Source organism: Streptomyces shenzhenensis (genome assembly GCF_021462265.1).
Classification (GTDB): Bacteria; Actinomycetota; Actinomycetes; order Streptomycetales; family Streptomycetaceae; genus Streptomyces; species Streptomyces shenzhenensis.
Genome location: NZ_JAJONF010000061.1, coordinates 17,572 through 43,914, shown reverse-complemented (window position 1 = coordinate 43,914; position 26,343 = coordinate 17,572). Strand labels below are relative to the sequence as shown.

The following is a 26,343-nucleotide window of genomic DNA, read 5'->3' as shown; positions in this document are numbered from 1 at the left end:
CGCCTCGTTCAACCCGCCGGACTCACCGGTGTAGTTGAGCCCGGCGGTGTTCGAGGTGACGCCGTGGCTCATCTCGTGGCCGGCCACGTCGAGCGAGGTCAGGGCGTGGGTGCCGCCGGAGCCGTCGCCGTAGGTCATGCAGAAGCAGCTGTCGTCCCAGAAGGCGTTGACGTAGCTGCTGCTGTAGTGGACACGGGAGTAGGCGGCGACGCCGTCGTTCTTGATGCCGCTGCGCCCGAAGGTGTTCTTGTAGAAGTCCCAGGTCATCTGGGCGCCGTAGGCCGCGTCGGCGCCGGCGGTCTGGGTGTTGGAGCCGGCTCCGGTGCCCCAGACGTCGTCGGAGTCGGTCATCAGGGTGCCGGTGCCCGACGTGCCGTTGTTGAGGTTGTAGGTCTTGTGGCCGCCGCGCGTGGTGTCGTACAGCTGGTACGTCGAACCCGACAGCGTGGTGTTCAGGGTGACCGTGCCGCTGTACTGGGTGTTGCCGGTGCCCGTCTGGACGGCCTGGTAGCGGTAGAGCTCCTTGCCGGTGGTGGCGTCCGTGACGACGTGCAGCCTGCTGGGCGTGCCGTCGTCCTGGAAGCCGCCGATCACGCTCTCCCAGGCGAGCCTCGGGGTGCCGCTGCCGGCCCAGATCACCTTGCGGGCGCTGTCGGCGGTGGGCTGCCGCGCGTCGAGGGCCTTGGCGGTCTTGAGCGCCTTGGTCTGGGCGGCGGACTTGCTGTAGGCCGCGGTGACCGTGGGGACCGTGATGGTGTGCTTGTTGTTGAAGGTCGTGCTCACGGTGCCGGCCGCCAGCGAGGCGGGCGGGGTGTGCACGACCAGGTCCCCGCCGAGGACCGGCAGACCGGCGTAGGTGCGCTCGTAACGGGTGTGCACGGTGCCGTCGTTGTCCTTGACGACATCCCTGACGACCAGCTTCTCCTTGGCGCCGAGGCCGATGGTGCGGGCGGTCGCGGTGGTCTTCTGCTGGGCGCTCTTGAGCAGCGCGGTGTGCTGGGCGGGGGTGAGCTTGGACTCCAGGCCGCCGGTGCGCACGGGGCTGGGGTGGGGCGCGGCGGGCTGGGCGTTCGCCGGGATCGACTGGATGCCGACGGCGAGGAACGCCGCGGTGGAGACCAGGGCGGCTCCTACCGTGGCGCGTCTGTGGGGAAGACGTCTCACTCGTACTCCTCCTGCTGCGGCCGCCGGGTCGCGGCCGGTGACAGACCGGGCAGACGGGTGTGCTGCCCGGGCGAGCTGAGCTGTGCGGGGACCGGGATTCCGGGACCGGGGTGCGTGGCACGTGCCCCGGGGACACGCCAGGGAGAGAGCGTGTTGCTGAGCGAGGATTCCAGATTTGACCCGCGCATGTCAGTCACGCCGGGGCCAGTCAAGGGTTTTCCCTATACAGGGCGAGGGGTCGGCCCGACGCCGTTCAGGGAGCCGGCCGGCGCACCATGAACACGTCCACCGGATCCTCGCTCTCGGCCAGGAATCCGTGCCGCTCGTACAGCCGCCGCGCCGCGCTGCCGCGCAGGACGTTCAGCCGGACGGGCACGCCGTCGCGGTCGCACCGCTCCAGCAGTTCACGCAGCACGGCCGAGCCGATGCCGGCGCCCTGGGCGTGCGGGGCCAGGTAGAAGTGCTCCAGCCACCGGGTGTCCCCGGCCGTCCGCAGTGCCACACAGCCGGCGAAGGCACCGCCCACCTCGATCACCCAGGTGTGGGCCGCGTCGAACCCGTCCCGCAGCCGCTGCCGGACCCGCCGCTCGTCGTACCGCCCGAGCCGCTCCAGGTCGTCCCGCAGCACCGCGGCACGCAGTTCGGCCACCGCCTCGACGTCCGCGTCCGACGACGGCCGCATCCTCCAGTCCGCCATGATCGCCACGCTATCCGCCGCGACCGGCCGCCGAGCGACCGGGGCGGGCCACCCGGCCCCGGCCGCTGAGCCGCCGCCCACACCCGGTCCCGACGGGCGTCGGGCACCGGCCCACGGCCCGCCTCGGCGACCCGGGAGGGCGGGGTCCGCGGGAAGCGCGAGTCACCGGCCCCCGAGATGGCCGCGGCCGTGCGCCGCCGCCCCGCCGGGGATCCGAGGCCGGGGAAGAGACGACGGGGCGCCGAAGAGACGAGGACGTGTGCCGACCTCACCGAGGAGAAGGCCGCGCCCCGCCGCGATGGTCACCGTGGGTCACGAGCCCGAGCCGCGGCGAGCTGACCGATCTATCCTGGTTCGGGCGGAGTGTGGAAGTGCCGCATGCGTGGACGGACCGGCGGCAGCTCCCACCCCACGGAAGGGGCTCACCCATGCGGGTCTTCATCGTCGGCACAGGCAACATGGCGGGCGGCATCGCCACCCGGGCCCTGGCGGGCGGCCACACGGTCCGGCTGATCGGCACGGATCCCGCGAAGGCCACCAGGCTCGCCGACGCACTGCGCGAGCGGACACCGGAGGCGGACGTGGCACCGGCCGTACCGGACGCGGTCGGGGCGGCGGACGTGGTGGTGCTGGCCGTACCGTTCGACGCGGCCAAGCAGGTCGTGACCGAGTACGGGGACCAGCTCGCCGGGAAGACCGTCGTCGACATCTCCAACCCGGTGGACTTCTCGACCCTCGACTCGCTCACGGTGCCCGCGGACAGCTCCGCTGCCCAGCAGCTCGCCGAGGCGGCCGCCCCGGGCACGCACGTGGTGAAGGCCTTCAACACCACGTTCGCGGGCTCGCTGGTCGCGGGTGAGGTGGGCGGGCTGCCGCTGGACGTGTTCATCGCCGGCGACAACGCGGCGGCCCGCGACCAGGTGGCCGAACTGGTCTCCTCCGGCGGACTCAACCCGGTGATCGTCGGCGGACTGCGTCACGCCCGGGAGCTGGAGGGGATCCAGCTGCTGCACATGGCCCTGCAGACGCGGCCCGGGGGCCACGGCTGGATGAGCGCCATCAAGATCGTCCCTCCCTGAGTCCCGCCCGCGGCGCCCGAGTGACAGCCGAGGTCCCGGTGCCCACCGGGCCGGCCCGGCGCGCGCCCACCTCGAAGCGGTGACGGCCGCCCGGCACCGGGCGGCGCCTTCACGGCCCCCCGCGCGTGGTGACGGTCCGGACCGAACCCCCGTGCCACAGCCGTCCGTTGATCGTTGTACGGTTCGCGCGTGTCTCACTCCTCACGCGAAACCGCAGAAGGCGCCGGCTGGGGCGAGGCCGAGCCCGGCGCCTATCGCCGGCTGATGCCGGACCACGTCGAGAAGCTGTTCTGGTTCAACCCGAGGACCATGTGGGCCGCCCGCAACGGGGTGCTGGCGTCCTGGTTCGGCGACCCGACGGGCCGTACCCGCAGCCGCTGGGTGGCGCAGCGGGCGGCCGCCGGAGCCCCCGCCGACAAGGTGATCCGGCGTCATGAGGCGGACCGGTTCTCGTTCATGGTGATCGGCGACACCGGTGAGGGGGACGACTCCCAGTACGCGGTCGTGCCGGGCTTTCTGAAGGCCGGTCAGGACACCGACTTCGCGGTGATCGCGAGCGACGTGATCTATCCGGTCGGGGCCGCCGACGACTACGGCGCCAAGTTCTTCCGGCCGTACCGGGACTATCCGGCGCCGATCTACGCGATACCCGGCAACCACGACTGGTACGAGGACCTCGGCGCCTTCATGCGCGTCTTCTGCGACGACGCCGCGCCGCTCCCGGCCGGGCCGAGGCCGCGCCTCCTCACCCGCGCCTGGTGGCGCGCCCTGCTCTGGCACCGCCCGCGTCCGGCGGACGAGCAACTCCTCGCCGAGGCAAGGAAGGCACGCTCGGCGCAGGAGCAGACGGCCGTACAGCCGGGACCCTACTGGGCCATCGACGCCGGTCCGGTCCGGATCGTCGGCATCGACACCGGTCTGCTCGGCACCGTCGACGCCGAACAGGGCGCCTGGCTGCGCGAGATCTCCCGGGGGCCGCGTCCGAAGATCCTCGTCACCGGCTCCCCGCTGTACGTGGACGGCGAGCACCACCCGTGCCCCGTCGAGGGCGGCGGCACGGTCGACGACATCGTCCGCGACCCGGCCCACCACTACGTGGCGGCCATCGGCGGCGACATCCACAACTACCAGCGCTACCCCGTCGACGTGGCCGGCCGCACCATCCAGTACGTGGTCGCGGGCGGCGGCGGTGCCTTCATGCACGCCACCCACACCATCCCCCCGGTGGCGGTCGCGAACGTCACCGAGGACGACTTCCGCTGCTACCCGCTGCGCGGCGACTCCCTCGCCTTCTACAGCCGGCTGTACGGCCGGCGGCTGCGGCTGCCCCGCCTGCTCACCCTCACCGAGGCGGAGGCGACCGCCGTGATCGCCGAGCGCCTCGGCATCAGGCCCGGCCGTACGCCCGCCCCGGACACCCGGGTCACCCGCCGCACCCGCCTGGTCGCGACGCTGCTGGGCGCCGGCAGCCGCCCGGACCGCGGCGCCCGCTTCCGGCTGCCCGTGAAGAAGGTCTACACCCAGCTGTTCTCCCCGGGCTCGGCCACCTACAGCCCGCCCTTCTTCAAGTGCTTCCTGCGCCTGGACGTCAGTCCGGAGGCGATACGGCTGCGCTGTTTCGCCGCCACCGGGAACCGCCCGCAGGAGCTGGACCCGCCGGTCGAGGACGAGATCGTCATCCCTCTGACCTGATCCGGACCTGATCCGGAACTGATCACATTTCCGCAATGTCCGGGTGCCACAATCGGGGCAGAACTGACGTACGACCGCTGGAGGACCCGTGCCGTCCACCCCCCGCCCCCTGCGCAGACTGGGCTTCCTCACCATCGGCCTGTTCGACGGGGCGGATCCGGCCCGGGGCCACGAGTCCACTCTGGAGATCATCGAGCTGGGCGAGCGACTGGGCTTCGACAGCGCGTGGGTGCGCCACCGGCACCTCCAGTACGGCATATCGTCCCCGGTCGCCGTCCTGGCTGCGGCCTCCCAGCGCACCAGCCGGATCGAGCTCGGCACCGCGGTGATCCCGCTGGGCTGGGAGAACCCGCTGCGGCTCGCCGAGGACCTGGCGACCGTCGACCTCCTGTCCGGCGGCCGTCTCAACCCCGGTGTGAGCGTGGGGCCGCCCATGCACTACGAGCAGGTCAGGGAGGCCCTCTACCCGGACACGGCGGATGCCGAGGACTTCGGCTACGAGCGGGTGCGCCGGCTCCTGGACTTCGTCCGGGGCAGGCCGGTCACCGGCTTCAGCGGAGTGGAGGGCTTCGAGGTGTTCTCGGATGTGGTCCAGCCGCAGTCCCCCGGTCTCGGGCGACGGCTCTGGTACGGCGGCGGCAGTCTCGGCTCGGCGCGCTGGGCGGGCGAGCACGGCATGAACTTCCTGACCAGCAGCGTCGTACGGGCCGGGGACCCGGCGGACGGGTACGACTTCGCGGCGATCCAGCTCTCGCACATCCGCGAGTTCCGCAGCCGTCACCCGGACGGTGAGGCGGCCCGGGTCTCCCAGGGCCTGGTCGTCATCCCCACCGACTCCGCCACACCGGAGCAGCGCGCCAAGTACGAGGCGTACGCGGCCGAGCGGCTGCCCCGCACCACGACTCCGCAGGGCCCGGCGCGGCTGCTGTTCGCGCCGGACATCGTCGGCACGTCGGCGGAGATCGTCGAGCGGCTGCACGCGCACGCCGGGTTCCGCGAGGCCGACGAGGTGGCGTTCGCGCTGCCGTTCACGTTCGAGCACGAGGACTACGTCCAGATCCTCACGGACATGGCGACCCGCCTGGGCCCGGCGCTCGGCTGGCGGCCGGGGTCCGCCGCCTGAGTCACCAGCGGCGCACCTGAGTGCCGGTGACCGGCTGTGACGGCTCGCCGTCCACGCCGACCGGCACCTCGCCGTGCAGCATCACCCGGTGCATGACGCGGGTGAAGCCGAGGTGGGCGTTGTCGCCGGGCGCGAGGTGGATGGTGGCCCGGTTGTCCCAGAAGGCGACGCTGCCCGGCTCCCAGCGGAAGCGGACCGTGTACTCGGGCCGTACCGCCTGTTCGAGCAGCATCTCCAGGAGCGCGGCGCTCTCCGGGCGGGAGACACCGGCGATCTGCTCGACGTAGTAGCCGTTGACGTACAGGACCCGCTCCCCGCTCTCGGGGTGGACGCGCACCAGCGGGTGCACCGAGGCCACCTGGTGGTCCAGCAGGTGGCGCAGGTAGGAGTCGTCGCCGGGGCGGGGCTGGTAGCCGACGCCGAGGCGGTGCTCGGCGCGCAGGCCGTCGACGAAGGCGCGCACGGGCGCGGAGAGCCCGGCGTAGGCGGCGGCCAGGTTGGACCAGGTGGTGTCGCCGCCGTACGGCGGGACGGTCTCGGCGCGCAGGATGGTCGCGGCGGGCGGGTCGATCCGGGCCCCGTGGTCGCAGTGCCAGCCGCGCAGCAGGGTGTGCCGGCGTCGCCGGAGCCACTCCTCGTGCTCCATCCCGAACCGGCCGCCCAGCTCCAGCCGGTCGGCGGTGGTCTCCACCTCGGGGAAGCCGGCCGGTGAGGCGCTGCCGCGCCGGCCCGGCACGACCGGTTCGCCGAAGCGGCGGGCGAAGGCGACGTGCCCGGCGTGGTCCAGGCGCTGGTCCCGGAAGAACACGACCTTCCAGCGCAGCACGGCCTCCCGGATCAGGGCGACCACGGCGTCGTCGAGTCCCCCGGTGAGGTCGACGCCGGTGATCTCCGCCCCGATGTGCCCGGCGACGGGTCTCACCTCGACCCCGGCGGCGCTCCTCGCCCGTGCTGCCGTACCCCGGTCCGTCGTCATGCGTACTCCGAGTGGTCGTCGGTACCCGTCCAGGGAAGATCGTGACAGCCCGGCCCGCGGCGCGGAAGGCAGCGCCCGGGCCAGGTCGATCATCGCCCGCCCGGTCCGCGAGGCCGGGACTACGACACAGTCGAGGGAAGGTCACATCGTGAGCAGCATTCCGGCATACACGCTCAACGACGGGACGACGGTCCCCGCCACCGGACTCGGCACCTGGCCGATGGACGACACGCAGGCCGAGCAGGCCGTTCGCCACGCGCTGGAACTCGGGTACCGGCTCGTGGACACGGCGGTGAACTACCGCAACGAGTCCGGGGTCGGCCGGGGTGTCGCGGGCAGCGGCGTGCCCCGCGAGGAGGTGGTGCTGACGACGAAGCTGCCGGGCCGCCACCACGGCTACGAGGAGACCCTCGCCTCCTTCGAGGAGTCCCGGCGGCGGCTGGGCGTGGAGTACGCGGACCTGTATCTGATCCACTGGCCCAACCCCCGGGTCGGAAAGTACGTCGACTCGTGGAAGGCGATGATCAAGCTCCGTGAGGACGGTGTGGTGCGCTCGATCGGCGTCTCCAACTTCACCGAGGAGCACCTCACCCGGCTGGAGAAGGAGACCGGGGTGCTGCCCGCCGTGAACCAGGTCGAGCTGCATCCGCTGTTCCCGCAGGAGGAGCTGCGGGCCTTCCACGCGGAGAAGGGCATCGTCACCGAGAGCTGGAGCCCGCTCGGCCGGGACGTCCGTCTGCTCGACGACCCGGCGGTCGTCGCGGTCGCCGAGGCGCACGGGGTGACGCCCGCCCAGGCGGTGCTGCGCTGGCACGTGCAGCTCGGTGCGCTGCCCATTCCGAAGTCGGCGGACCCCGAACGCCGGCGCGCCAACCTGGACCTGTTCGGTTTCGAACTGGACGCCGCCCAGATGGCGGCGGTCTCCGGGCGCTCCCGTCGGCGGCTGGGCGGCGACCCGGACCGTCACGAGGAGTTCTGAGCCGCCGCGGGCCGGTCGGGCGGAGCCTTGCCGGGTACCCGGGGCGCACGTGCGAGGGAAGGAGCCGTGGTGAGCAGCGACGACCGGTTGCGTACGTACCGAGACAAACGTGACTTCGAGCGGACCAGGGAGCCGTCGGGGCGGGCGGGGGCGGCCGGTGACCGGCTCCGGTTCGTGGTGCAGATCCATGACGCGCGCCGGATGCACTTCGACTTCCGGCTGCAGGTCGGCGACGTCCTGAAGTCCTGGTCGATCCCGAAGGGCCCGTCCGCCGACCCCGGGGACAAGCGGCTGGCCGTGCCGACCGAGGACCATCCCCTGGAGTACGAGGACTTCGAGGGGGTGATCCCGAAGGGCGAGTACGGCGGTGGCACCGTGATCGTCTGGGACCACGGCTGGTACGAGCCTCTCAGCCACGACCGCCGGGGCCGCCCGGTCGGCTTCGGGGAGTCGCTGGAGCGCGGTCATGCCACCTTCCGGCTGCACGGCTCCAAGCTGCACGGCGAGTACGCGCTGACCCGGTTCCGGGGCAGTGCCGGGGACGACGCCTGGCTGCTGGTGAAGAAGGGAGCCGGGCGCTCGGCCGGGCACGGCACGCCCGACCCCCGGCGGGCCCGTTCGGTGCACTCCGGCCGGACCCTCGCCCAGGTCGCGGCGGGCGAGGGGTGACGGGCGGTGCCCGGCGCCGGCGGCCGGCTGTCCGGTGCTGACGGTTGCGCTCGGAGACCAGCACCGGTTGCCCGACGTACCGCTCACACTTCGGCGGATGTCCGGGGACCGTGAGCCTTCTGGGGGACGAACGGTGCCGCGGGCACGGCCATGGCGATCAGTACGACTCCGCCGGTGAGGTTTCCCAGGTGCACGGCGTCGGTGAACGCCCCGGGCACCGCCAGGCCTTCACGACGTCGGCGATCCGGTCGGCCCTCGACAGCGAGCCTCGCCGTGTGACGTGGATCATAGCGATGGGAAAACCTGTTGTCCGGGCCGGGCGTCTAGCAGGTGTGAGATCAGTCAGAGCAGCGCTGCACGAGGTGGACGAGGAGCGCCTCGTCCGGCTGGTGGCCAAGGGCGACCGTGCCGCGTTCGAGGAGCTGTACCGGCGTACGTCGCCGTGGATGGCGGTGCGGCTGCGCCGCCGGTGTGTGGACGAGCAGATCGTCGCGGAGGTCATGCAGGAGACCTACCTGGCGGTGTGGCGCGCGGCAGGCGCGTTCGCCGGGACCGCTGTCGGGGGGACGGCCACCGGCTGGCTGTGGACCATCGCGGCGCGCCGCCTGGTCGACGCGTTCCGGCGCAGGGCTCACCACGCGGAGCCGCCGCCGGCCGCCGCTCCGCCCGACGTGGTACCCGCCGCCGAGGAGTTGGCGCTCGCGGAGACCGTCGGCGGTGACGTCGGGGACGCGCTGCGGTGCCTCGCGCCGGAATTGAGACAGGTACTGCAGGCAATGGTGCTCGACGGGCTGTCCGTCCGGGAGACCGCGGTCCTGCTCGGGCTGCCCGAGGGCACGGTCAAGACCCGTGCCCGCCGGGCCCGTATCGAGATGCGGAGGGCGCTGACATGAGTGTCGAACACGCGTCGAAGCGGATCATCGAGGGATACGTGCGCGGCGGCGCGGACCTCTCCGCCGACGAGGTGTGGGCCGTGGAGGCGCATCTGGAGACGTGCGGGGGGTGCCGTGACCGGTTGTCTGCCGCTGTCCGTGCCGGGGTGCCCGCCGTGGCGTCGCTCGTCGACACCGTGTGGTCCGGCCTCGAACCCCGGCTCGCGGTCACTGCCACGATGCCGCGCCGGCGGCGCTGGTCGGCGCGGGTGTCGAGGTGGATGACCCCCACGATGGTGCCGTGGCTGGCCATGGCCGTGGGCATGACGCTGCTGACCCTGCTGCTCGACCTGGCCTACACCGGCTCCGGTGAGGTGTCGTTGGTGCTGCTGCTCGCGCCGGTCCTGCCCGTGCTCGGCGTCGCGGCGTCCTGGTCGCGCGGTCTGGACCCGGCGTACGAGCTGACGGCCTCGGTGCCCAGGGCCGGGCTCTACCTGGTACTGCGGCGCACCGCGTCCGTGCTCGGTGTGGTGGTCCCCGCGCTGCTGGTGGGCGGCTGGGCGACGGGAGTGATGGTCGTGCAGTGGTTGCTGCCCTGTCTGGCCTTCACCTCGGCGACCCTGGCGCTCGGCGGTGTCGTCGGTGTGACCCGCGCCGCCTTCGTGCTGGCCGCTGTGTGGGCCGGTGTGGTCGTGGCGCCGACCGTGGCCACCAGCCGTACGACCTTCGCCCTGCAGACGAGCGGGCTGCCCGCGTGGGGGCTGATCCTCGCGCTCGGTCTCGGTGTCGTGATCGCCCGCAGAGACGCGTACACCGTGCTGGGAGCTCATCGATGACCATCGGAAAGAACACGGGAAAGGAACGCCACATGACGTCCGCCGTGAGCGCGGCCGACATCGCGCCGACGGCCTACGCCTGGGAGATCCACGCCACCGGGCTGAAGGTCAAGGTCGGCAAGAAGCGGATGGCCGTCGACGGCCTCGACCTCTCGCTGGGCATCGGCGTCCACGGACTCCTCGGCCCCAACGGGGCGGGCAAGACCACCCTCATCCGGACCCTGGCCACCGTGCTGCGCCCCACCGAGGGCAGCCTGGAACTGCTCGGCGAGTCCGTGGGCGGCCTGGGCGAGCACCGTGCGGTGCGCCGCCGAATCGGCTATCTGCCGCAGGAGTTCGGCTACTACAAGCGCTTCACGGTGCGCGAGTTCGTCGAATACATGGCGTGGCTGAAGGAGGTGCCCAAAGCGAGCATCCCCGCGGCGGTGCAGCGCGCCGTGGAGCGGGTGGGTCTGGCGGACCGCGCCGACGAGAGGATGAAGGCCCTGTCGGGCGGCATGGTGCGCAGGGTCGGTATTGCCCAGGCCATCGTCAACGACCCCACGATCCTGCTCCTCGACGAGCCGACGGTCGGCCTGGACCCGGCGCAGCGGCTGCGCTTCCGCGAACTGCTGCAGGAATTGGGTACGGACACCTGCGTGCTCGTCTCGACCCATCTGGTGGAGGACGTCGCCGCCGCCTGCACCGACGTGGTGCTCTTCGCCGAGGGGCGGCTGGTCTTCAAGGGCCCTCCGGACGAACTGGCCTCGGCGGGCGGTCCGGAACACGTGGGTGACAGCCCGCTGGAACGCGGCTACTCGGCCCTGCTGCTCAACCCCGAGCAGGGAAGGGGGACTTGGTGAACGGCCGCGTTCTGCGTATCGAGTTGAGGCGTTCGGTCGCCCCGTGGGCCGGCATCCTGGTCCTGGTACTGGCGCTGACGTTCCTGTACATGCCGGGCGGCGCCTGGCGGAGTGGCACCACGGCGTGGACGGCCCAGTGGACACCACTGGCCATGAAGACCCGCTCCCTGCTGTTCTACCTCTGGCCGCTCGCCATCGGGCTCGGGGCGCTGCAGGGACTGCGCGACCACCGCTCGAAGATGTCCGAGCTGCTGACGAGCACCCCGCGGCCCGCCCGGCACCGCGCGGCCACCCTGGCGGGCGCGACGGCGATCACGCTGGCCTCGGCCTTCGCGCTCCTCGTCCTCGTGGGCGGGGTCCAGGTGCTCGCCCACACCGAGTACCCGCACCTCGGGTGGCTGCCCATCTCGCTGGTGGGGGTGCTCTTCCTCGTCGCGGGGGCCGTGCTGGGCATGGGGGCCGCGAGGGCCCTGCCGTCGCCGCTCACCCCACCCGCGCTGGCCATGGGCGCCTTCGTGTTCACAGCCCTCATGCACATGACGCTGGGCCGGACGGAGACGGGCACGACGGACGGGTTGCCGAGCACGGAGCCGAACCGGGTCTCACTGCTGTCACCGACGCTGGAAGACGTGCGCGAGGCGTTCGTCACGGTCTCCGCCCCCGTGCACGTCGGGCAGACGATCTGGCTGCTCGGCATGGCCGCGACCGGCTTCGCACTGCTCGTCGCCGCGACCCCGCGCGCCCGGCTGACCGCCCTGACGCCCGTCCTGGCGGGTGCGACGATCGCGCTGCTCGTCCTCCCCGCCGACGCGCGCCGGATGTACGTCGTCGACAAGGCCGCCGCGGAGCTGGTGTGCGACGGCCCGGTGTGCGTGACGAGGACGCAGCAGGCACGACTCGCGGACCTCGCGGGTCCCGGTAAGGAGGCGCTGCGACTGCTGCACGATGCCCTCGGTGATCAGGCGCCGGACTCGGTCCGGGAGAACACCGCCGTACTGCCCGACGGCTCCACGCCGCGGTGGTCCCGCGGGACCGTGCTCTTCGGCTTCGACGACGACATCATCGCCACCGCGAAGGGCGAGGAGCTGACCTGGGCCCTGATCGCCAAAGGCATGGTGCCCGGGTGCACCCCCGTCGGCTGGAGCGGCTTCGGGGGAGACGAATACGCGCAGACCGTCGCGTTGGGCTGGGTCCTCGGGGACCTCAAACCGCTCGGCGGCCTGTCGGCACGTATGCGCGGCGAGGTCGAAGCCGAGACCCGCCCGGTGTGGAAGGAACTCAAGGCGCTTCCACGGGCCGGGCAGCTCTCGCGGATCAACGCGATGCGCGCCGCCGCGTTCTCCTGCGAGGGCGACCCGTTCGAGGTACTGTCCGGCGGTGCGTCCCGGTGAGATGGCTGACGTTGTACGCGCGTTCGCGTCAGGTACCCGCGTCGCTCGCCGCGATGCTGATCGGCGCGGTGGCGGTGTGGGCGCTCACCCGGGACGGAAGCGCGGGACCCGGTGATCCGCATCTGGCCGTGCTCGTCCTCACCACTGGGGCGATGGCGGTCTCGACCGGGCTCGGCGGGCAGGACCTCGCCCTGGACCGGACGGCCGCGATCCGCTGGATGCCCCGCAGAGCGGCGCACGTGCTGCTCGCCGGCGCGGCCGTCGCCGCGGCGCTGCTGACGGTGCAGACCATGGGCGTGTCCGTGGCCACCACCGCGTTCGTCGTCCGGGACAGCGCGGGCCTGATGGGACTGGCCGCCCTCGGCGCGGCGCTCTCGGGCGGCCAGTACGCATGGACGCCGCCATTCGCCTGGCTGTCGTTGGTGTTCTTCGCCCCACCCCCGACGAGCGCGCCGATGCGGGTGGCGATGTGGATGCTGCTGCCTCCCGGCACGCCGGCGGGCACCTGGACAGCCCTGGTCATCACGGTCGCCGGCACCACGGCGTACGCCGTCGCGGGCCCGAGGCGGTAGCCGGACCCCGAAACCCCGGACCGGGAGACCGTCGGGCCACGACCGCAGACGCCTCGGCCGCGCCTGCCCCCGTCCACCGAACCGGCGGGCAGCCGGGAGCGGTGGGGAGCGCTGCTGCCCGGCCGCTACGAGCGGGGGCGGCCGTGACAGGCGGGAGAAGGCCGGCACGGGGTTCGGCCGGCGGACGCCGCCGGCGCCGCGCGAACGGCTCGACGGTCCGGAACGGAAGGACCCGCCGTACGGGGCGACGGTGCGGGAAGCCCGGGTGCACGGGGCGGAGCCGGAGTCCGTCGCGCGGACCGCGTTCACCGCATGGACCAGGGACGGGATGCCGCGGCATCCGCGGTCGCCCGCACCGCGGGAGGACAAGGATCCCCGCACCGCGGGAGGACAAGGATCCCCGGACCGCGGGAGGACAAGGTCCCCGGGCAGCGGTCGGGGAACGGGCGCACGGGTGAGCGGCGGCGCCGCGGCGGCGCAGGCGGATTGGGCCGTTCCCGCCCCGGCCTGCCCCGCGGGGGCCTATGTTCGCGAAGGTACTCGATCTTCGGTTCAGGAGGCCCCCACCCATGCGTACCGCGCTCCGTACCGTCATGGCCGGGGCGGTGGCCGCAGGCACTCTGCTGACCTGCGGCACCGCCCATGCCACCCCCGCCGGACCCGGCGTGACCGGCAGGGTGATCAGCCAGACCACCATCGGCGACACCGACTACGTCCTGCGGGAGATCACCGTCCCGCCCGGCCAGACCACCGGCTGGCACTATCACGACGGTCCGGTCTACGGATACGTCCAGCAGGGCACCCTCAGTCACTTCCACTCCGACTGCAAGGAGGACGGCGTCTACCGCCGGGGCGGCACGGTGTACGAGCCGGCCGGCCCCGGCGATGTGCACCTGGGCGCCAACCTCGGTGACACCGACGTGGTCCTGGACGTGCTGTACGTCCTGCCGCACGGCTCGCCGTACGCCGAGTCGGTGCCGAACCCGGGCTGCGACTTCCAGTAGACCGGTTCGCCCGGCCACCCGGCCGCTTATGGCAACGGGCCGTCGGGCAGCGGCTGTTCGGCCCAGATGGTCTTGCCGCTGCCCGTCTGCCGGCTGCCCCAGCGCTGGGTGAGCTGGGCGACGAGGAGCAGACCTCGGCCGCCCTCGTCGTAGGCGTGCGCCCGGCGCAGGTGCGGTGAGGTCGAACTGCCGTCGGAGACCTCGCAGATCAGCGCACGGTCGCGGATCAGCCGTAGCTGGACGGGCGGTTCGCCGTAGCGGATCGCGTTGGTGACGAGTTCACTGACGACGAGTTCGGTGACGAAGGCGGCCTCGTCCAGACCCCAGGCCGTGAGCTGTTCGGTGGCCGCCTGCCGGAAGCGCGCCACCTCGGCCGGGTCGGGCGGCACGTCCCAGGTGGCCACCCGGTCGGCGCCCAGGGCGCGGGTGCGCACCAGCAGCAGGGCGACGTCGTCGCAGGGCTGTTCCGGCAGGACGGCCTTGAGCACGTTGTCGCTGAGGGTCTCCAGGGAGTCGGCGGGCACGCTCAGCGCACGGCACATCTCCTCGGTGCCGCGGTCCACGTCCCGCTCGCGGTCCTCGACCAGGCCGTCCGTGTAGAAGGCGACGACGGCGCCCTCGGGCATGTCGAGCTCCGTCGCCTCGAAGGGCAGACCGCCGACACCGAGCGGCGGACCCGCCGTCATCGGGATCAGCTCGGCCCGGCCGCCGCCCGGCAGCACCACGGCCGGCGCCGGGTGCCCGGCGGCGGCCAGGGCGAGCTGCCGGGAGACGGGGTCGTAGACGGCGTACAGGCAGGTGGCGCCCAGCTCGGCGACCTCCTCGCCGGGGCCCTCCGCGGCGAGATGGGTGACCAGGTCGTCGAGGTGCGTGAGGAGTTCGTCGGGGGCGAGGTCCACATCGGCGAGGGTGCGTACGGCGGTGCGCAGACGTCCCATGGTGGCGGAGGAGCGGATGCCGTGGCCGACGACGTCGCCGACGACCAGGCCGACCCGGCTGCCGGAGAGCGGGATCACGTCGAACCAGTCGCCTCCGATGCCGGCCAGCGATCCGCTGGGCAGGTAGCGGTGGGCCGCCTCGACGGCGGACTGGCCGGGCATGCCACTGGGCAGCAGGCTGTGCTGGAGGGCGAGGGCGGTGGAGCGCTCGCGGGCGAAGCGGCGGGCGTTGTCGATGCAGACGGCGGCGCGGCTGGCGAGTTCCTCGGCGAAGACGGTGTCGTCAAGGGCGTAGTCGTCGGGGTGGCGCATGCGCGCGCCCACGACGACGCCGAGCAGGACGCCGCGGGCCTGCAGGGGTACGGCGATCACGGAGTGGACGCCCTGGCGGTGGACACGGCCCTCGGGCGAGCGTGCGTTGCGATCCTCGATCCAGCGGCGGAACTCGGGCTCGCCGGCCTGGCCGACCACCGCCCGCCGCTCGCGCAGCGCCCGCGCCGGCGGGGACGCCGCCGGGTACGCCTCGTTCTCGCCCAGCCGTACGACGGCCTCGGGGGTGCCCTCGGTCGCGGAGCCGTGGGCGACCCGGCGCAGCGTGATGTCGCCCTCCGGCACGGTGGGGGGCTCCTCGGCGCCGAGGACCCAGTCGAGGAGGTCGACGCCGGCGAAGTCGGCGTAGCGCGGGACGAGGAGTTCGACGAGTTCCTCGGCGGTGCGCACCACGTCCAGGGTGGTGCCGATGGAGGTGGCCGCCTCGTTGAGGAGGGTGAGCCGGAGCCGGGCCAGGTACTGATCGGTGCTGTCGAAGGCGGCCAGGGCGACGGCGGTCAGCTCGCCGGCGGGGTCGCGCAGGGGCCACATCTCGATGCTCCAGGCGCGCTCCCGGTTCAGGGCCGGGGCGCCGGTGAAGCTCTCGTAGCGGACCGGCCGGCCGGTCTCGACGACCTGGCGCAGATGGCTCAGGAAGCCCTCGTTGTCCGGGGCCTCCTCGACGGTGTCCGGGAAGAAGCGGCCGAGCAGTGCCTCCTCGGGGACGCCCATGACGTGGCAGGCCTCGGCGTTGGAGCGGAGGTAGCGCTGGCGCACGTCGAAGACCGACATGGACATGGAGGCCTGCTCGAAGACCTGGCCGGCCAGGGTGGGGTCGGCCTGCCGGGGCGGGCCGGCGGTGACCACGTAGCCGGTGGTCTCGCCGTCGGGGCCGAGGACGGGGCAGGCAATCAGGGCGATCTCCGTGCGCCCTCCGTCGGCACGGCGCAGCGTGACGGTCCCGGCGCGGGCGGCCAGCACCCCGTCCGGGACCGCCTCGGCGAGGAGGTCGGCGGCGGGCTTGCCGACGACCTCCTCAGCCCGGTGTCCGGTGAGCACCCGCGCACCCTCGCTCCACCCCGTCAACCGGCCCAGGGCATCAATGACCGCCGCGGCAGCGACATGCTCCATACGCCCCAGGATGGGACCTGTGTCCCGGCGCTTCAAACGCGGGACCGGACCGCCCGGTCAGCCCTGGTGGGCACGGAGGGCGGCCAGCGCCCGGTCGGCGTGGGTGTTCATGCGCAGTTCGCTGCGGACGACCTCCAGGACGGTGCGGTCCTGGGCGATCACGAAGGTGGCCCGCTTGGTGGGGACGAGCGAGAAGCCCCGCTTCACGCCGAACACCTCGCGGACGGCGCCGTCCGCGTCGGAGAGGAGCGGCATGCCGAGCGTGTGCTTCCCGGAGAACTCCTGCTGGCGTTCCACGCTGTCCCCGCTGATCCCGACGGGCCGGGCTCCGGCGGCCGCGAACTCGGCGGCCAGGTCCCGGAAGTGGCAGGCCTCGGCGGTGCAGCCGGGCGACAGGGCGGCGGGATAGAAGAACAGCACGACCGGCCCGTCGGCCAGCAGCTCCGTGAGGGTCCGCGTCGTACCGGTCTCGTCCGGCAGCGCGAAGTCCTCGATCCTGCTTCCCACCTCTACAGGTGCCGCCATCTATCGGCCCTCCTCGTCACGTGCGACTGCGCGCGCCCACAGCACCAGGGGCACCTGGAGCGGCAGCCGGGCGTAAGCCGCGGTCCTCAGCGGCTCGGGCCGCTTGTGCCAGTCGACGGCCATCTGCACGTTGGCCGGGAACACGCCCACGAAGAAGGCGGCGGCCGCCCGGGCCGTCACCGCGCGGGTGCGCGGCAGGGCGATCCCCGCCGCCAGCGCCAGCTCCACGGCCCCGCTGCCGTACGTCCATGCTCTCGGTGATCCCGGCAGCGCCCGGGGAACCGTCGCGTCGAACGACTTCGGCGCCGCGAAGTGCGCGACACCGGCCGCGGCCAGCAGCCCCGCGAGCAGCAGGGGTGAACGTTGGGACCGGCCCACTGAGCCTCCTCTGATGACCTGCCGTCAGAGATTACCGGACGGTAACGCCCCCTTCCCCGCGGGGTCCTGCTCCAGGTGGTGCCGGTCCCCGGACCGGGGCCCGAGCGGCGGCTGAAGCCGCGGAACACCGGCGGCGACCGCCGGTGGCCGTCGACGACGGCGTGTCCCGCGTCCGCCGGCGCCTCACCCCGTCCGGTGGGCGGAGGGCACCGGACCGGCGGTCTCCTGGCCGGGTTCGTCCTCGACCGCGTAGGCCAGGAAGTCGTCGACCATGCGATGGAAGAGCGTGGCCAGTTCCCGCAGCTGCTCGGGCTCCCAGTCGTTCAGGGCCAGCTGCATGCCCCGGGCCCCGGCGTCCCGGACCCGGCCGACGGCCGCCCGGCCGGCGTCGGTGAGCTCGATCCGCTGGGCACGGCGGTCGGCGGGGTCGGGGACACGGGTGACGTAGCCCGACCTCTGCAACTGCTGCACGGTACGCGTCACATGGGACGCCTCGACTCCGAGCCGCTGGGCCAGCTCCCCCGGGCGCAGCGGCTCGGAGTCGGCGACCTGGCGCAGCAGGGCCACCGCGGCGCGGTCCAGCGGGACGCCGGCGAGCGCCATCAGCCGTTCGTGCTGGCGGGCGCGGGTGCTCAGGTAGGTGATGCGCGTCAGGGCACGCTCGATCTCCACGACCTCCGGGGTGGCGGCGGGGACGGCTGGCAGCGGTTCTGGGGACATACCAGCCAGTTTACCATATCGTTGCGTAACTCAAGTAAATTACCGCGCAGGTTCACTCACGGTGCCGAGCGGGTGCAGGCGCCGGATCGGACTCCGTGTTCCCGCAGCGGCCCGACGGCAAGACCCCGCTGGTCACAGACGTCCAGGAGGTGCGGCAGCGCCCCCAGGGCCGAGCGCCAGGCGCCCGGCGCCGACGTGCAGTCGGAGTCGTGCAGCAGGATCGTGCCGCCGCCGTCCAGGTCCCGGGCGACCGTGCGGTGGACGGAGTCCGGGGTGGCACGGGCGGTCCAGTCCTCTCCCCAGCAGGTCCACAGCACCGGGGTGAGACCCAGCCGGCGGGCGGTCAGGTGGGCCGCGGTGGACATCACGCCGTACGGCGGCCGGAACAGGCGCGGAGGCCGTCCGGTGAGCTCGCCGACGGTGTCCCGGGCCCGGGCGAGGTCGTCGTAGGTGGCCCGGGGGCCGCGCAGCAGGAGCGGCCGGTGCAGATAGCCGTGGATGCCTGTCTGGTGACCGGCCGCGGCGATCTCCCGGACCAGGCCGGGCGAGCGGCGGGCCTGGCAGCCGAGCAGGAAGAAGGTGGCCCGGATCCCGCGCTCGTCCAGGGCCCGCAGGAAGAACGGGGTCGACAGCGGGTCCGGGCCGTCGTCGAAGGTGAGGGCGACGTGGTCGGGCCGGCCCCGGCCGGCGAGCCGGGGCATGGCACGGTTGCGCAGCGGGCCGTACGTGGAGATCACGGGCGCCGCGTGCAGGGCGAGCGCCGGGAGGGCGGCGAAGGCGGCCGCGCGGAGCAGGCGTGCGGGGGTGGTCACGAGTGGTGGGTCTCCTGCTGCGGGCCGCCGGGGTGGGCGTCGTCGTCGAGGTCCAGGGTGTGGCCGATGGCGTGGATGACGCCCGGGCCGCTGCCGGTCGTGGCGACGGCGGTGCCGACCGCGCCGGCCCAGAGGGCACAGGCCGCGGTGACGCTGGCGGCGAGACGGCGAACGGCCGGGCGCGGCCGGCGGAGGACCGGCGCGCGGCCGGGCGCGCCGCCGGCCGGGGCCGCCGGCGGTGACGGCGGGTCGAGGCGGGGCGGGACCGGCGGAGGGCCGATCGTTCGGCAGGCGCGGGCGATCTCGTCCGCGGGGCCCGCTCCGGGGGCGGCGAACAGGGCGCGGCCCGCCTCGCGTTGCAGCAGGCCGCGCGGGCCGTCGATCAAGTCGCTCAGGATGTCCCTGAGTTCGGCCGGGTCGCGGATCCAGGCGGCGACCTGGGCCTGGTCGAGAGCCGCGGCGTTGGTGATGCCGTGGCCCGGTATGCAGCGGTAACTGGCGACGGGCAGCCCGGCGGCGAAGGCCTCCAGCGAGGTCAGGCCGCCCGCGTTCTGCACCAGCACGTCGGCCGCGTGCATCAGGCCGGGCATGTCGTCGACCCAGCCGTAGGCGTGCTCGATGCCGTCGGCGCGCAGTTGCCCCGCGAGTGCCTCGTTGCGGCCGCAGACGACGACCGGGACGACCGCGCCGCGGTCGCGCAGTTCCAGGGCCACCTGCCGGACCGGGCCGACCCCCCAGGAGCCGGCGACCAGCAGCGCCAGCGGAGCGTCCGCGGGGAGCCCGAAGCGGGCCCGGGCCGCCCGGCGGCGTCCGGCGGCGGCGGGGCGGAAGCGCGGGTCCGTGACCGGGCCGCCCACCCGGACGTCCCGGGCGCCCAGGGCGCGGGCCTGCGCGGCGGGTACGGCGTGGGCGGCGAGGTGGACGTCCACGCCCTCGGCCACCCACAGCGGGTGCACCGAGAAGTCGGTGAGATACGTGAAGACCGGCACGTCCAGACGCCCGGTCAGCCGCAGCCTGCCCAGGACGCGGCTGGCGCCGGGATAGGTGGAGACGACGGCGCCGGTGTCCGCGGGGAGGGCGTCGAGCAGGCGGTTCTCGGCGGTGCGCAGCAGCGCGCGGGCCAGCGGACCGCCGCCTCCGGCGCGTTCGGTGCTGGTGTAGACGTGCTGGTAGACCCACGGCGCCCGGACGAGCATCCGGTGGTAGCCGTCGCGGACGGCCCGGCCGATCCGGGCGGGCAGCAGGTCGAGCAGGTCGTACCGGTCGACCGTGACGCCCGCCGCGGTCAGCCGGCGTTCCAGTTCGCGCGCGGCACCGTCGTGACCCGCCCCGATGCTCGCGGAGACGATCACGACGCGCTCGGCAGACCTGTCGCGCCGGGGCGCGAGGCCGGGCCGGGGACGCAGGGCGGCGGCCGCCAGGGCGCGCAGATGCACCGTACTTCCGAGGTGGGGCATGGGTGGGTTCCTCCGCAGATACTCCGCAGGTGGAGTGCAGCGGCGAAACTCTACAACATGTAGTAGCAGAACTCGTACAACTTGTAGTAGGTGACTTTCGCGCAGGTCATCCAGCACGCCCGGCCGGTTCTCCATGCCGTGGTAGCACTGTGGGTAGGCTGTGGCCTCGACCACGGGTTGAAGGACGGTGAACGGTGCGCGACCGGAGGAGCGGCGAGACCGGCGAGGCATCCGGCCGGCGGGCGCGCGGTGAGCTGGAGAGCGGCGTGCTGGCCACCCTCTGGACCGCCTCCGGGCCGCTGACCGCCCGGCAGGTCCAGGAACGGCTGCCCGGGGACCTCGCCTACACGACGGTGCTCACCATCCTGTCCCGGCTCCACGACAAGGGCACGCTGGTACGGCACCGGGCGGGCCGGGGATACGCGTACGCGCCGGTGCGGGACGAGGCGTCCGACACCGCCCAGCGGATGCACACCCTGCTGGAACGCGGTTCCGACCGGGAGGCCGTGCTCACCCGGTTCGTCTCCGAACTCTCCCAGGAGGACGAGCAGTTGCTGCAGCGCCTGCTCGGGGAACACGACGGCGGCCCCGCCGGCGAAGGACCGTGAGCCGATGGCAGTCAGCGTCTACGTCCCCCTCATGGTCACCGTGGTCCTCTCGGTGCTCGCGCCCCGGCTCGCCCGGCGTCTCGCGCCGGGACCGGCGGCGTGGGCGCTGGCCGGCGGCGCCCTGGTGACGGCGCTCGGCTGGCTGGGTTCACTGGCGCTGCTGGCGTTCACCGGGTTCGCGCAGATCCCGGAGGTCGCCGAGGAGGGCCGCTGGTCGGTGACGGCGCTGCGCGCGGACGACCCCGTGTACCTCACCGTGTCCGCGGTCGCGACGGTCGCCCTGCTCGCCTCCCTGTCCGGCCTCGCGGTCGCCGCGGTACGCCAGGTACGGCATCTGCTCTGGGCGCGCCGGGAGTGCGCACGGCTGCCCGGGGACCTGGAGCTGGCCGTGCTCGACGACGCGTCGCCGCACGCCTTCGCGCTCCCGGGGGCGCCGGGCCGGATCGTGGTCTCGCACGGGATGCTGCGCTGTCTCGGCGACACCGAGCGGGAGGCGCTGCTCGCGCACGAGCGGGCCCATCTGCGCGACCGCCATCATCTCTTCCAGACCGCCTGGCGGCTCACCGCCGCCGCCTGCCCCCTGCTGCGGCCGGTCGCCGGGACCGGCGGCTTCGTGCTGGAGCGCTGGGCCGACGAGGCGGCCGCGGAGCGGGTCGGGGACCGGACGGTCGTCGCCCGCGCGGTGGGCCGGGCGGCGCTCGCCTCGGCCAAGGCCCCGGCCGGGGACTCGCTCGCGGCGACCGGCGGCGCGGTGCCGCAGCGGGTACGGGCCCTGCTCGCCCCGCCGCCCCCGAAGCGGACGCTGCCGCTGGTCATGGGCGCCGCGCTGCTGGCCGTGTCCTGCGCGAGCCTGGCCGAGGCCGCGTCGGACAGCGAGCACATGATCGAGGGTGCCCAGTTCGCCGCGTGCGTGACCGCACTCAAGGACCCGGGGTTGCCGTCGCCGCCGCCCGGACATGGGCCCTGCGGCTGCCCTCCGCGCGGCCACGACGGGCCGGGCCGGCACCTGCGCTGATCCCCCCCCCGGGGCTTGACACCACGATCGGAGAGCGGGTTATCGTCACCCGACGATCAGCAGGATTCCTGATGATTGATCCGTCGCTCGGCGGGTGCCGTCCCGCGGCGCACGCCCCTCCCGATCGGAGCCGTATGTCCCTCCTGGCCCGCCCTCCGGTCGCCGCCCTCGCCGCGAAGACCATGCAGCGGATGACCCTGCTCGCGAGCAGACGCGCGAGCGGCCCGGGCTCCGACGCCGCCGCGCACGCCCGGTTCCCCGAGTTCCCGCGCACGGTGCGGACGCTGACCGTCCCGACGTCCGTCGCCCCGGCCCGCGCCACCGTCTACCTGCCGGCCGCCGCGGCCCCCGCTCCCCCGGTGCACGTCAACTTCCACGGCGGCGGTTACGTCATGTCGCTCACCGAACTCGACGACCCGCTCTGCCGGTTCCTGGCCGCCGAGGCCGGGGTGGCCGTGGTCAACGTGGACTACGTGGTCGCCCCGCAGCATCCCTTCCCGGCCCCGCCGCGCCAGGCCTACGAGGTGGTCCGCTGGGTGGCGGAACACGCGGCCGAGCAGGGCTGGGACGGCACCCGGCTGACCGTCGGCGGGCAGAGCGCCGGCGGCGGGCTCGCGGCGGCGGTGGCCCGGCAGGCGCTGGCGGCGGGCGGCCCCTCCATCGCCCTCCAGGTCCTCCACTACCCGCCGCTGGACCTGGCGACGAGCGCCACCGACAAGCGGGCCGCCATCGCCAGGCCGATGCTGCGGCCCTGGATGGCCGAGGTGTTCGACACCGCGTACGTCCCGGAGCCGGAGAACCGCGCCGACCCGCTGGTCTCCCCCGCCCACCCCTCCGACACGGCCGACCTGAGCGGCATCGCCCCGGCACTGGTGATCACCGCCGCGTACGACCTGCTCAGGGCGGAGGGTGAACGGTATGCCGCACGGCTGGAGGCCGTGGGGGCACTGGCCGAGCTCCACGAGGTGGCGGGGGCGGACCACGGGTACGACGGCAAGGACGACGTGAAGGCGCGGGAGGTCTATGCGCTCATCGCGCGCCATGTGCGGGAGGTACGGGAGCGGGGCGCCTGAGAGCTCGGGGCGTCCTGCCCGTACGCGACCGGCCGGTGCCGGTGGCCGGTCGCCCGCGTGGAAGGACGCGAAGATCGGGGCGCCGACGACGCTGGTCAGGAGTTCGAAGCCGAGGGACACGCCGGAGCCCTTCGCGCCGCCCAGGGGCAGGGGCGTGACCGCCCGTTCCGGGTCGGTGGTCGGCGTGCCGTCCGCCGTCGCGGCCGCGCCCCCGGGCAGGGGCGCCCCGCTCGCCCTGGCCTGGTGGATCTCGCCAAGGGCACGTGGCCGTCCTGGAGGGCGGGGCGGAGGTGTGGGCGGACGGCGAGGTGACCCGCCTGGAGCGGTTCGACACCACCTGCGTCCCGTCCCCCGTCCCCCACCTGTTCCGCAACGTCGGCGACACCCCGCCGCGGATCCCGTGGGTGTACTCCTCGGGATACGTCACCCGGACCTTCACCGCCACGGGGAAGGCGGTCGGACACCTGTCGGCGGAGGACCGGACGGGCTGAGTCCCCGGGTGCCCTGGGACGTCCCAGCCGTCCCAGGGCACGCGGGGACGACATGGTGCCGATCCGGCACGGAAACGCTCCGAGTCGTGATCACGCTTCGTGGTCACGAGCACGACAGCACGGAGGTTTCCATGTCCCGTCGGATCCTGAAGAACGGCCTGCTGGCCGCGGTCGCGGTGTTCGCGTTCCTGCCCACGGCCGGGGCCGCCACCGCGAGCGCCGCCACCCCGGTCCCCGCGCCCCAGGGAATCGTGCAGTTCAACAACTACACCACCCTGCCCGCGCCGGCGGCCCACCGTCTCCACCACCGGCACTACGCCTACCGCACGGTGGGCCGGGTGACCACGCACCGCGTCCGGCTCAACGTCCGCTCCGGCCCGGGCACCCGCTACCGGGTGGTGAGCCACCGCCACAACCACCGGCTCGTCGCGCTGACCTGCAAGACCTACGGCGGCTCGGTGCGCGGCAACCACACCTGGTACCGGCTCCCGCACCACAAGGGGTACGTCTCCGCCCGCTACGTCCGGGTCGGCCACGCCGTCCCGTGGTGCTGACGGCCCCGCACCGCCGTACTCCCTGACCGCCGAGGCCTGTTCGGGAACCCCGCGTCCCGAACAGGCCTTCGGCGTGCGCCCCCCGATTCACCGCCTACACACCTGTTCGCCGATTGCGATCCCTGCCCCGAGGGGAAACCATCCCGACAACAGGGGCGAAACGCCCATAGCGCAAGAAGTCGAGGCACGCAACATGCCGCACCCCGAAGGAGCGAGAACCACCCCAACGGACGCGTCGCCGGCGGCGCGGCTGCGCGAGCTGAAGGAGCGTACGGGGCTGAGCCTCGCGGCGCTGGCCGCCCGCACTCCGTACAGCAAGTCCGCCTGGCACCGCTATCTCTCCGGCGACAAACGACCGCCGCGCCCGGCCGTGGAGGCCCTGGCCCGGCTCGCGGGCGCCGATCCGGCGGCCGTACTGGCGCTGTGCGACGCCGCCGAGGGGCCGCCGGCCGTCGAGCCGGTCCCGGGCACGCCGTTGGCGAGGCGGAGGTGGCGGCTGCCGCTCACCGCGCTCACGCTGCTCGCGGTGGCCGGGGCGACAGCGGCGGCCGTGACCGTCTCGGACCGGCGCGGAACCCCGGGAGCGGGGCCGGTCTCGGCGGCGCCGCGCTGTCACGGCCGGTCCTGCCAGGGCGAGCTGCCGGACGCGTCGGCGTGCGACCGGGACGCGCGGACCAAGAGCCGTGTCACCGGTGTCGCCTACGACGTCCGGCTGCGCTGGTCCCCCGCCTGCGGCACCGTCTGGTCCGAGGTGCGGCTGCACGCGCCGCACGCCCGGGAGGTCTCGGTCCGGGCCGGGGAGGACGTGCTCTCGGCGAGCTATCCCGCCGAGGACTCGGTCGGCTACACCAGCCCGATGCTCGCGGTGCCGGCACCCCGGGGCGTGGAGGCGTGCGCGGAGGTCGAGGGGCAGCTGGCCTGCACGGGCCTGGAGGCGGAGCCGGCCGGCGAGCAGTAGGAAGGCGCCGCGCCCGTGCCGGGGCGCGGCGCCGGACCGGTCCGAAGGGCACCGGTCAGTGTGCGGCGAGCAGGTTCTCCCGGTCGTGGCCGGCCTGCGGCTGCCTGGCCGAGCGCAGGGCGGCGACACCGATGAACACCATCGAGGAGACACCGGCCAGCGCGAAGGCCGTGAAACCCCAGTCGCCGTTGCCCGTGGCGAGCAGCTGGCCGCCGAGCCACGGCCCGAAGACGGCTCCGAAGCGGCCCATGCCGGAGGTCCAGCCGACGGCGGTGGCACGGCTGTCCGGGGTGGAGCGGATGGAGACGGTCGCGTAGATCATCGTCTGGGCGCTGTTCAGGAACACGCCGGTGAGGAAGACGACCAGGGTGGTCACGCCCATCGGCATGTGCACGTTGAGCAGGTAGACGCCGGCGGCGGTGAGGGCGAACCAGACCGCCGCGATGCGCGGGGCGCCGAACCGGTCGGCGGCACGCCCCGCGACCAGCATGCCCACGATGCCGCCGAGGTTGAAGACGACGACGAACGTGAGGGCGTTGGCGAGCTCGTAACCCTCGGTGCGCATCAGGGTCGGCAGCCAGGTGGCGACGCCGTAGACCAGCAGCAGACCGCCGAAGGAGGCCAGCCAGTACAGCAGGGTCTGCAGCCACTCGCCGCCGCGGAACAGGCCGAGCAGCGCGTCCCAGCGGTCGGCGGCGGTCTTCTTGGCGGCGACGGAGGGCAGTTCGACCTCGTAGCGGCCGGCGAGGGCCTCGGCCTCCTCGGTGCGGCCCTTGGCGACCAGGAAGCTCAGCGACTCGGGCAGGAGTTTGAGCAGGACGGGGACGAAGAGCAGCGGGAGCACGCAGACCCAGAAGGCGGAGCGCCAGCCGAAGGGGTCCACCAGCCACTTGGCGACGTAGGCGGAGAGGATGCCGCCCGCATGGTGGGCGGTCATCAGCAGGCCGATGGTGATCGCGATCCGGCCGCCCCTGGCGTAGTCGGAGACCATGCTGATCGCGGTCGGCAGCAGCCCGCCGAGGCCGACGCCGGCCAGGGTACGGCCGAGACCGAAGACCGTGAGGCTGCCCGAGACCGCGCAGATGCCGGAGGCGAGCGAGAACAGGGTGACGCAGGCGATCATCAGCTGCTTGCGGCCGATCCGGTCCGCGATCGTGCCCGCGGCCAGGGCGCCCACCAGCATGCCGAAGGTGGCGTAGGAGCCGAGGTCGCCGGCCTCGTCCGGGGTGATGCCGAAAGTCCTGGTCTCCAGCAGGTGGGGCAGCACCGAGCCGTAGATGAACATGTCGAGGCCGTCGAAGAGTACGGCCAGCCAGCACAGCCCGACGACCAGCCGGGCCAGTTTGCCGCCGCGAGCGGACAGGGCGGTTGAGGAGGACATCTTTGTTTTCCTCTCGTCCAGGAGCGGTCCCTGGAGGGGAAGCGGTAGAGGGGTCGACGCGGCTCGTGCGGCTGACCCGTGGTGCGTAGACGCTAAG

27 protein-coding genes and 2 pseudogenes are annotated in these 26,343 nt (G+C 73.5%); 18 read left to right on the top strand and 11 right to left on the bottom strand.

The features are described 5' to 3' along the window. A partial coding sequence (locus LQ326_RS42555; RefSeq protein ID WP_372497104.1) for a M4 family metallopeptidase occupies positions 1 to 1,164 on the bottom strand: 1,164 nt, incomplete at its 3' end. 253 nt (positions 1,165 to 1,417) lie between these two features. Beyond that, positions 1,418 to 1,861, bottom strand: a complete 444-nt coding sequence (locus LQ326_RS42550; protein ID WP_234544450.1) for a GNAT family N-acetyltransferase — start codon at positions 1,859 to 1,861, stop codon at positions 1,418 to 1,420. A 428-nt stretch (positions 1,862 to 2,289) separates the two neighbouring features. On the opposite strand from LQ326_RS42550, the gene LQ326_RS42545 reads away from it, so the two are divergent. The 3 genes from LQ326_RS42545 (at position 2,290) to LQ326_RS42535 (ending at position 5,755) form a co-directional block, all read left to right on the top strand. Continuing rightward, a complete protein-coding gene (locus LQ326_RS42545; RefSeq protein ID WP_234544449.1) occupies positions 2,290 to 2,940 on the top strand; it encodes an NADPH-dependent F420 reductase in 651 nt (216 codons plus the stop codon). A 189-nt stretch (positions 2,941 to 3,129) separates the two neighbouring features. After that, positions 3,130 to 4,632, top strand: a complete 1,503-nt coding sequence (locus tag LQ326_RS42540) for a metallophosphoesterase family protein (protein WP_234544448.1) — start codon at positions 3,130 to 3,132, stop codon at positions 4,630 to 4,632. A gap of 88 nt (positions 4,633 to 4,720) precedes the next feature. Next, positions 4,721 to 5,755, top strand: coding sequence for an LLM class flavin-dependent oxidoreductase (locus LQ326_RS42535; protein WP_234544447.1), 1,035 nt, complete (start codon positions 4,721 to 4,723; stop codon positions 5,753 to 5,755). A 1-nt stretch (position 5,756) separates the two neighbouring features. Here LQ326_RS42535 and LQ326_RS42530 read toward each other — a convergent pair whose 3' ends face one another. Beyond that, on the bottom strand, positions 5,757 to 6,731 hold the full coding sequence (locus tag LQ326_RS42530) for a TauD/TfdA dioxygenase family protein (RefSeq protein WP_234544446.1): 975 nt from the start codon (positions 6,729 to 6,731) through the stop codon (positions 5,757 to 5,759). 148 nt (positions 6,732 to 6,879) lie between these two features. On the opposite strand from LQ326_RS42530, the gene LQ326_RS42525 reads away from it, so the two are divergent. The 9 genes and pseudogenes from LQ326_RS42525 (at position 6,880) to LQ326_RS42490 (ending at position 13,896) form a co-directional block, all read left to right on the top strand. Beyond that, positions 6,880 to 7,710: an aldo/keto reductase gene (locus LQ326_RS42525; RefSeq protein ID WP_234544445.1), complete on the top strand. Its 831-nt coding sequence runs from the start codon at positions 6,880 to 6,882 to the stop codon at positions 7,708 to 7,710. 69 nt (positions 7,711 to 7,779) lie between these two features. Further along, on the top strand, positions 7,780 to 8,379 hold the full coding sequence (locus tag LQ326_RS42520) for a DNA polymerase ligase N-terminal domain-containing protein (RefSeq protein ID WP_234544444.1): 600 nt from the start codon (positions 7,780 to 7,782) through the stop codon (positions 8,377 to 8,379). Between the two features lie 389 nt (positions 8,380 to 8,768). Next, positions 8,769 to 9,272: an RNA polymerase sigma factor gene (locus tag LQ326_RS42515; RefSeq protein ID WP_234544452.1), complete on the top strand. Its 504-nt coding sequence runs from the start codon at positions 8,769 to 8,771 to the stop codon at positions 9,270 to 9,272. Continuing rightward, positions 9,269 to 10,087 carry a zf-HC2 domain-containing protein gene (locus LQ326_RS42510; RefSeq protein WP_234544443.1) on the top strand — a complete coding sequence of 273 codons (819 nt, stop codon included), beginning with the start codon at positions 9,269 to 9,271 and terminating at the stop codon, positions 10,085 to 10,087. Before LQ326_RS42515 ends, LQ326_RS42510 begins: the two co-directional genes overlap by 4 nt. A gap of 32 nt (positions 10,088 to 10,119) precedes the next feature. Then, positions 10,120 to 10,929, top strand: a complete 810-nt coding sequence (locus LQ326_RS42505; RefSeq protein WP_234544442.1) for an ABC transporter ATP-binding protein — start codon at positions 10,120 to 10,122, stop codon at positions 10,927 to 10,929. Continuing rightward, a complete protein-coding gene (locus LQ326_RS42500) occupies positions 10,926 to 12,320 on the top strand; it encodes a hypothetical protein (RefSeq protein WP_234544441.1) in 1,395 nt (464 codons plus the stop codon). The genes LQ326_RS42505 and LQ326_RS42500 overlap by 4 nt, the downstream gene beginning before the upstream one ends. After that, the gene (locus LQ326_RS42495) at positions 12,317 to 12,892 is read left to right on the top strand and encodes a hypothetical protein (protein ID WP_234544440.1); all 576 of its coding nucleotides are present in this window, start codon (positions 12,317 to 12,319) and stop codon (positions 12,890 to 12,892) included. The genes LQ326_RS42500 and LQ326_RS42495 overlap by 4 nt, the downstream gene beginning before the upstream one ends. A 169-nt stretch (positions 12,893 to 13,061) precedes the next feature. Further along, positions 13,062 to 13,250, top strand: a pseudogene (locus LQ326_RS48980) (non-homologous end-joining DNA ligase); the annotation flags it as partial. A 211-nt stretch (positions 13,251 to 13,461) separates the two neighbouring features. Then, positions 13,462 to 13,896 carry a cupin domain-containing protein gene (locus LQ326_RS42490; RefSeq protein ID WP_234544439.1) on the top strand — a complete coding sequence of 145 codons (435 nt, stop codon included), beginning with the start codon at positions 13,462 to 13,464 and terminating at the stop codon, positions 13,894 to 13,896. Between the two features lie 26 nt (positions 13,897 to 13,922). Here LQ326_RS42490 and LQ326_RS42485 read toward each other — a convergent pair whose 3' ends face one another. From LQ326_RS42485 to LQ326_RS42460, 6 genes are all read right to left on the bottom strand, one after another. After that, on the bottom strand, positions 13,923 to 16,274 hold the full coding sequence (locus LQ326_RS42485) for an ATP-binding SpoIIE family protein phosphatase (RefSeq protein ID WP_234544438.1): 2,352 nt from the start codon (positions 16,272 to 16,274) through the stop codon (positions 13,923 to 13,925). Between the two features lie 57 nt (positions 16,275 to 16,331). Then, the gene (locus LQ326_RS42480) at positions 16,332 to 16,799 is read right to left on the bottom strand and encodes a peroxiredoxin (RefSeq protein WP_234544437.1); all 468 of its coding nucleotides are present in this window, start codon (positions 16,797 to 16,799) and stop codon (positions 16,332 to 16,334) included. Then, positions 16,800 to 17,177, bottom strand: a complete 378-nt coding sequence (locus LQ326_RS42475) for a DoxX family protein (RefSeq protein WP_234544436.1) — start codon at positions 17,175 to 17,177, stop codon at positions 16,800 to 16,802. A gap of 183 nt (positions 17,178 to 17,360) precedes the next feature. Continuing rightward, positions 17,361 to 17,897 carry a MarR family winged helix-turn-helix transcriptional regulator gene (locus LQ326_RS42470; RefSeq protein WP_234544435.1) on the bottom strand — a complete coding sequence of 179 codons (537 nt, stop codon included), beginning with the start codon at positions 17,895 to 17,897 and terminating at the stop codon, positions 17,361 to 17,363. A 56-nt stretch (positions 17,898 to 17,953) separates the two neighbouring features. After that, positions 17,954 to 18,709 carry a polysaccharide deacetylase family protein gene (locus tag LQ326_RS42465; protein ID WP_234544434.1) on the bottom strand — a complete coding sequence of 252 codons (756 nt, stop codon included), beginning with the start codon at positions 18,707 to 18,709 and terminating at the stop codon, positions 17,954 to 17,956. Further along, the gene (locus LQ326_RS42460) at positions 18,706 to 20,166 is read right to left on the bottom strand and encodes an MGDG synthase family glycosyltransferase (protein WP_234544433.1); all 1,461 of its coding nucleotides are present in this window, start codon (positions 20,164 to 20,166) and stop codon (positions 18,706 to 18,708) included. Before LQ326_RS42460 ends, LQ326_RS42465 begins: the two co-directional genes overlap by 4 nt. A 194-nt stretch (positions 20,167 to 20,360) precedes the next feature. On the opposite strand from LQ326_RS42460, the gene LQ326_RS42455 reads away from it, so the two are divergent. The 3 genes from LQ326_RS42455 to LQ326_RS42445 all read left to right on the top strand — a co-directional run bounded on the left by LQ326_RS42455 (position 20,361) and on the right by LQ326_RS42445 (position 22,862). Then, positions 20,361 to 20,774: a BlaI/MecI/CopY family transcriptional regulator gene (locus LQ326_RS42455; protein ID WP_234544432.1), complete on the top strand. Its 414-nt coding sequence runs from the start codon at positions 20,361 to 20,363 to the stop codon at positions 20,772 to 20,774. A gap of 4 nt (positions 20,775 to 20,778) precedes the next feature. Next, positions 20,779 to 21,789: a M56 family metallopeptidase gene (locus LQ326_RS42450; protein WP_234544431.1), complete on the top strand. Its 1,011-nt coding sequence runs from the start codon at positions 20,779 to 20,781 to the stop codon at positions 21,787 to 21,789. Between the two features lie 134 nt (positions 21,790 to 21,923). Further along, positions 21,924 to 22,862: an alpha/beta hydrolase fold domain-containing protein gene (locus LQ326_RS42445; RefSeq protein ID WP_234544430.1), complete on the top strand. Its 939-nt coding sequence runs from the start codon at positions 21,924 to 21,926 to the stop codon at positions 22,860 to 22,862. A 126-nt stretch (positions 22,863 to 22,988) separates the two neighbouring features. Here LQ326_RS42445 and LQ326_RS42440 read toward each other — a convergent pair. Continuing rightward, positions 22,989 to 23,081, bottom strand: a pseudogene (locus tag LQ326_RS42440) (hypothetical protein); the annotation flags it as partial. A 44-nt stretch (positions 23,082 to 23,125) separates the two neighbouring features. On the opposite strand from LQ326_RS42440, the gene LQ326_RS42435 reads away from it, so the two are divergent. The 3 genes from LQ326_RS42435 (at position 23,126) to LQ326_RS42425 (ending at position 24,865) form a co-directional block, all read left to right on the top strand. Continuing rightward, positions 23,126 to 23,353 carry a cupin domain-containing protein gene (locus tag LQ326_RS42435; RefSeq protein ID WP_234544429.1) on the top strand — a complete coding sequence of 76 codons (228 nt, stop codon included), beginning with the start codon at positions 23,126 to 23,128 and terminating at the stop codon, positions 23,351 to 23,353. 131 nt (positions 23,354 to 23,484) lie between these two features. Further along, positions 23,485 to 23,907 carry an SH3 domain-containing protein gene (locus tag LQ326_RS42430; RefSeq protein WP_234544428.1) on the top strand — a complete coding sequence of 141 codons (423 nt, stop codon included), beginning with the start codon at positions 23,485 to 23,487 and terminating at the stop codon, positions 23,905 to 23,907. A gap of 193 nt (positions 23,908 to 24,100) precedes the next feature. Next, positions 24,101 to 24,865, top strand: a complete 765-nt coding sequence (locus LQ326_RS42425) for a helix-turn-helix domain-containing protein (RefSeq protein WP_234544427.1) — start codon at positions 24,101 to 24,103, stop codon at positions 24,863 to 24,865. Between the two features lie 55 nt (positions 24,866 to 24,920). On the opposite strand, the gene LQ326_RS42420 is transcribed toward LQ326_RS42425, so the two are convergent. After that, the gene (locus LQ326_RS42420) at positions 24,921 to 26,246 is read right to left on the bottom strand and encodes an MFS transporter (protein WP_234544426.1); all 1,326 of its coding nucleotides are present in this window, start codon (positions 26,244 to 26,246) and stop codon (positions 24,921 to 24,923) included. Positions 26,247 to 26,343 lie beyond the last annotated feature (97 nt).